The organism is Candidatus Syntrophosphaera sp., from assembly GCA_019429425.1.
GTDB lineage: Bacteria > Cloacimonadota > Cloacimonadia > Cloacimonadales > Cloacimonadaceae > Syntrophosphaera.
The window spans coordinates 1-4,954 of the sequence record JAHYIU010000116.1 but is presented as its reverse complement, the minus strand read 5'-3'; the positions used below and the strand labels follow the sequence as shown (position 1 = coordinate 4,954).

At 56.1% G+C, this 4,954-nt stretch carries 4 protein-coding genes; all 4 read left to right on the top strand.

Annotated elements, in window-relative coordinates:
* The coding region (xseA, locus tag K0B87_09245) for an exodeoxyribonuclease VII large subunit (protein MBW6514919.1) at positions 1–1,406 on the top strand (1,406 nt) is incomplete at its 5' end.
* Positions 1,393–2,856 carry a family 10 glycosylhydrolase gene (locus K0B87_09240; GenBank protein MBW6514918.1) on the top strand — a complete coding sequence of 488 codons (1,464 nt, stop codon included), beginning with the start codon at positions 1,393–1,395 and terminating at the stop codon, positions 2,854–2,856. The genes xseA and K0B87_09240, both read left to right, overlap by 14 nt.
* Positions 2,853–4,316: an oligosaccharide flippase family protein gene (locus K0B87_09235; GenBank protein MBW6514917.1), complete on the top strand. Its 1,464-nt coding sequence runs from the start codon at positions 2,853–2,855 to the stop codon at positions 4,314–4,316. The genes K0B87_09240 and K0B87_09235 overlap by 4 nt, the downstream gene beginning before the upstream one ends.
* Before the next feature lie 59 nt (positions 4,317–4,375).
* A partial coding sequence (locus K0B87_09230) for a hypothetical protein (protein MBW6514916.1) occupies positions 4,376–4,954 on the top strand: 579 nt, incomplete at its 3' end.

The window sequence follows — 4,954 nt, the reverse complement described above, 5'->3', positions numbered from 1 at the left end:
CAACACTGTCATTGACAAATAATCCCCGGCGGATAACCTGGTTTTTCATGGATGAACTCATAGTTTTCAGCGTCTTTGAGATTACCCAGCATCTGAAGCAGGTAATCGAAACCCAGATCGAGCCGCTTTATGTGCGCGGAGAGATCAGCAATTACACGCGCCACAGCTCGGGCCACATCTATTTCAACCTCAAAGATGCCAACGCCACCCTGCGCTGCACCTTTTTCCGCTTTGCCAACCTCCATCTGGATTTCACTCCGGAAGAGGGGATGGAGGTGATCTGCTTCGGCAAGCTAACCCTCTGGGAAAAAGGCGGATCTTACAACCTCAACGTCCAATCGATGACCCTGGCAGGGAAAGGCGATCTGGCCAGGCAGTTCGAGCTCCTGAAAAAGAAGCTGGAAGCCGAAGGACTCTTTGACCCCGCCCACAAGCAAAAACTGCCCCGCTACCCCCAGCGGATTGGAATTGTCACTTCCCCAACCGGCGCGGCTCTGCAGGACATCATCAATGTCCTCAGCCGGCGTTTCCCTGTGATCGCCGAAGTATACCCCACCCAGGTGCAAGGCAGCGAAGCCCCGGCGCAAATGATCTCTGGCCTGAGGTATTTCAACTCCTCATCGGAGGTGGATGTGATCATCCTCACCCGGGGCGGGGGTTCGCAGGAGGACCTTTTCTGCTTCAATGACGAGGCTTTGGCCCGCGAGATCTTTGCCTCCCGCATCCCCGTCATTTCCGCCGTGGGGCATGAGATCGACTTCACCATCGCCGATTTCGTAGCCGATCTGCGGGCTCCAACCCCCTCAGCGGCGGCGGAGCTCGTGGTTCCGGATAAAAAGGAGCTTTTGGCCTACCTGGATTCCCTGGCGGGCGGCATGCGCCTGACCTTGGGCAGCAAATCCGACCAGGGCAGGAAACGCGTCAGCGAGCTCCAGTACAGGCTTTCCCGGTTCCATCCGGAAAAGCTTTGGCAAAATCTGCAATTGAGGCTGGACATGGCGGAGATAGAACTCATCCGGTCTGGCTCGCGCCTGCAATCCGCTCTGCACCAAACCGCGCTGAGGCAGACGATCGCCTTGAATGCGCTGCAGAACGCCACACGTGAAACGCTCTATTCCACCCGGCAGCATCTCAGCGAAATGCGCCTGGAGCTATCCGCGGAGGCCAATTCCCGCTTCAAGGACATCAAAAACCACGTGGAAAAGCTGCAACTGCAATTGGAGAACCTCTCTCCCAGCAATGTCTTGAACAAAGGTTACAGCCTGCTGATGCGGGAAAACGAGGTGCTTACTTCCATCCATCAATTGACCCCGGAAGAGGAACTGCAGCTAAAAATGAAGGATGGATCGGCCTCCATCCAGGTTAAACAGTTAAATCCCCAGGACAAACTACATGCCATTGATTAAATCACTCACCTTACTGCCGGCCCTGTGCCTGATTATCTTGATCTCGCCGCTGCAAGCGGAGATCCGCGCCATTTGGGTGCTGCCCTGGAGTACGAATACGCCCGCGGCGATCGATTCTTTCCTCCAGGCTGCCGTGGCTGCCCAACAGACCGATGTTTTCATCGAAGTGCGTTACCGCTCGGACGCCATGTACCAAACCAACAAGGTGCCGAACGACTTTCCCAATCCCGAGCCCCCCAGCCACATCCTGAAAGGAAACGGTTTCATCCCGCTCGATCACGCTCTGCGCCAGGGCCACAAGCGCAATATCCGGGTCCATGCCTGGTTCGTGGTCTTTAACGCCACACCGACCGATGAAACCCTGATCCGCGCGAACTACATCTATCAAAACCATTCTGACTGGTTCACCCACGAGAGTTCCGGCAAACGGCAACAGAACTCCGGCCAACTGGGATACTACGTCGATCCCGGCGTGCCGGAGGTCCAGGATCATTTGCTGAACGTCATTGGAGACTTGCTGAGCGGATATCCGGAACTCGACGGTTTGCATCTGGACTATGTGCGCTATCCCGGCTCCTCTTTCGGCCATCATCCCGTTTCCCTGCAAAGGTTCAGGGCTGACGGCAATTACAGCGAGTTGACCTGGAACAATTGGCGCGTCAAGCAGGTGACTGATTTCATGGAAAGGACCTCCGCCCTGGTCGATTCCTTGGCCCCAAACCTTGTGTTCAGCGCCGCGGTGATCGCCGAGTACGACAAGGCCGTGCGCAACTATGCCCAGGATTGGCAGGACTGGCTGCGCCGCGGGATCGTCGATTACGTTTTCCCCATGGCCTATCAGAGCAACATCGGCGACTTCCAGAGAACCCTGGATGAGCTGAAAAAGCTGGATCTGGACCACCGGATCGTGATCGGGATCAGGGCTTGGAACGAACAAAGCAATTCGCTGGCTCCCGATTCCCAGGCCCGATCGTACACCATCATGGATGTGGCGGCGCGGATCGAGGCCATCCGCAGCAAAGGCTTTGCCGGCATTTCCTTGTTCAGCTATGATGGCCTGGCTGGCGGCAACGCGCTGGCTCAACTCACTCAGATATCCTATCCGGAGCGCTTCATCGCAAAAATGGCCGCCCGGAAATACGAACCGGACAATCCAGCAATAACATACTACGCCGCGGATATCACCGTTGCCTCCGATACCAGGCGTTACGATCTGGATTTTCTCGTGCCCCGGGACGGCAAATGGATCTGGGAGGTCAGGAACCTGCAGGACATCGTGTTCTATCAGCGCTCCCGCTTCTACCTCAAAGGCATCAATGCCGATTATTGGAACGGGGTGTTGGACGATGGATCGCGGCTGCCCGCGGGAACTTATCTGATCAGCGTTTACCGCGAGGACGAGAATTTTGCCTATGTAATCCCGGTTATCTTTGGAGAGTTGAAGGGTTGACCCAGGACCGCAGCAAGCAAGCCGGAATGCTCACCACCGCGGAATTCATCCGCTTTGGCTTCAAATCCCTGATCGGCATCATCCTGGCCCGGATCCTGATCCCGGCTGAGTTTGGCTCCTACCGCCAGCTCTTTTTGATCTACACCACCTTCTCCACCCTCCTGCTGCTCGGCATTCCCCAAAGCCTGCTGTTTTTTCTGCCCAAGCTCCGGCACATAGATTCCAAACGCGAATTCATCTCCCGCACCGTGAACCTGATCACGGTGCTGGCCTTTGTTTTCGGCCTGGCCATGTTCCTGTTCAGAGGTATTATTGCCCGCCTGTTCAACAATCCCCAACTCAATGTCCTGCTCATCCTCTATGCCGTCTATCCCCTGTTCATGTTTCTCACCCAGGTTTATTCCTCAATCACCCTGGGCCTGAAGCAGCCTGCCAAAACCACCCTGTTCACTCTGTTCACGGTGCTCACGGACCTGGTGTTCATCCTGGGTATCGCGCTGCTTACCAAAAATCTGTATTACATCGTGCTGGGTGTGATGCTCTCGGCCTTGCTGCAATGGGGATTTGCCCAGTTCAACCTGCTCCAGTACAAAACCAAGGCCAGCTTCGACCCGGATTATTACCGGGATATGTTCAGATATTCCCTGCCCTTGGGGCTTTCCTCGATTTTGGGCATGCTTTCCGTGCAGTTGGATAAGTTCGTGATCTCGGGATTCTTCACACCCGCCCAGTTTGCGATTTTCTCCGTGGGGGCCATGGAACTGCCTTTCATCTCCATCCTCAGCAATTCCGTGAACGCCATTCTGCTTCCCAGCATCAGTGGCGATCCGGCCCAAATGACGGAGGTCTACCGGGCCGCGGTGCGCAAAAACGCCCTGATCATCCTGCCCCTCGCGATGCTCTTCTTCCTCTTTGCCAGGCCGGTGATAACTCTCATCTACACAGACACCTACGCCGCCTCGGTGCCCTTTTTCAAAGTCTATCTCCTGATCCTGCCCCTCCGCGTGGCCACCTATGGCATCATCTTCATGGCGCTGCAGAAAACCAGGTATATCATGCTGAATTCCGTCATCATCCTCAGCCTGAACCTGGTACTCAACCTCATCCTGGTGCAGGTGATGGGCATGATGGGCGCGGCGCTGGCCACCGTCATCGTTTCCTGGCTGTCCATGGTGGTCTACCTGTATTGGATGAAGCACAAACTCAAGCTGGACCTGAAGGCCCTCTTTCCCCTGAAGGCGATCCTGAGGACGGTTGTGGCTGTTGCTGGGGCCGGTTTGTCAGCAGCCATCGCAATCTGGGTCCTTGGCCCTGGCTGGACGGCTCAGATCATAGCTTTCATCGTGTTCGCGGCCGTTTTCCTGTTACTGGCCAGGTTTGTGAACGCCATCCTGCCGTACGACGTCCAGTATGTCCACAAGCTGCTCAACCAAGCCAGAGCACGCGTCTTCAGGACATAGTGGATGAGAGGCTTTGCTGGCCGCGTAACCGGGCATAGGCCCCAATGCCAGGCCTGAAGATGAAAAAGATCCTTTACATCGCTTTTTATTTCCCCCCTTTGGGCGGCGTGGCCGCGATCCGCAGCCTGAAAAACGTCAAATACCTCGCCCAGAAAGATTATGAGGTCCACGTCCTCACAGTCAGAACGGCCTTGATGCGCCATCCCCGGGACCGGGCCCTGCTGGCTGAATTGCCGGCTGGCGTAAAGGTTTGGCGCGCTTTTTTCCCTGATCCGAACTGGCTGTTCAAACTGCTCTATGGACTGAAGCTGAACGGAGTGGTGAAATTCATCCGCCAGCGCCTGCTTGTCCCCGATCCGGAAATGCTCTGGCGCCCCTTTGCCAAAAACCTGCTCCGGCATCTGCTGCAGGACCAGTGCGATTTCCAGGCCGCGGTCATTTCCTCCGGGCCCCCGTCGTCGCTTTCTTTGGGCCTTTTCCTCAAGTCCAAATATGGCATCCCCTTCATCTGCGATTTCCGCGACGAATGGACCAACAATCCCGAACGGATCAATCTGGACTACCCGGCCCCGACCCAGAGCAGGGAACTGATCATGGAATCGCGCGTCCTGATCGCAGCCGCTGGCATTTCCTACCTC

Bases quoted from the DNA above. Each gene is read 5' to 3' on its own strand.
- K0B87_09240 (MBW6514918.1), top strand. From the start codon at position 1,393: ATGCCATTGATTAAATCACTCACCTTACTGCCGGCCCTGTGCCTGATT.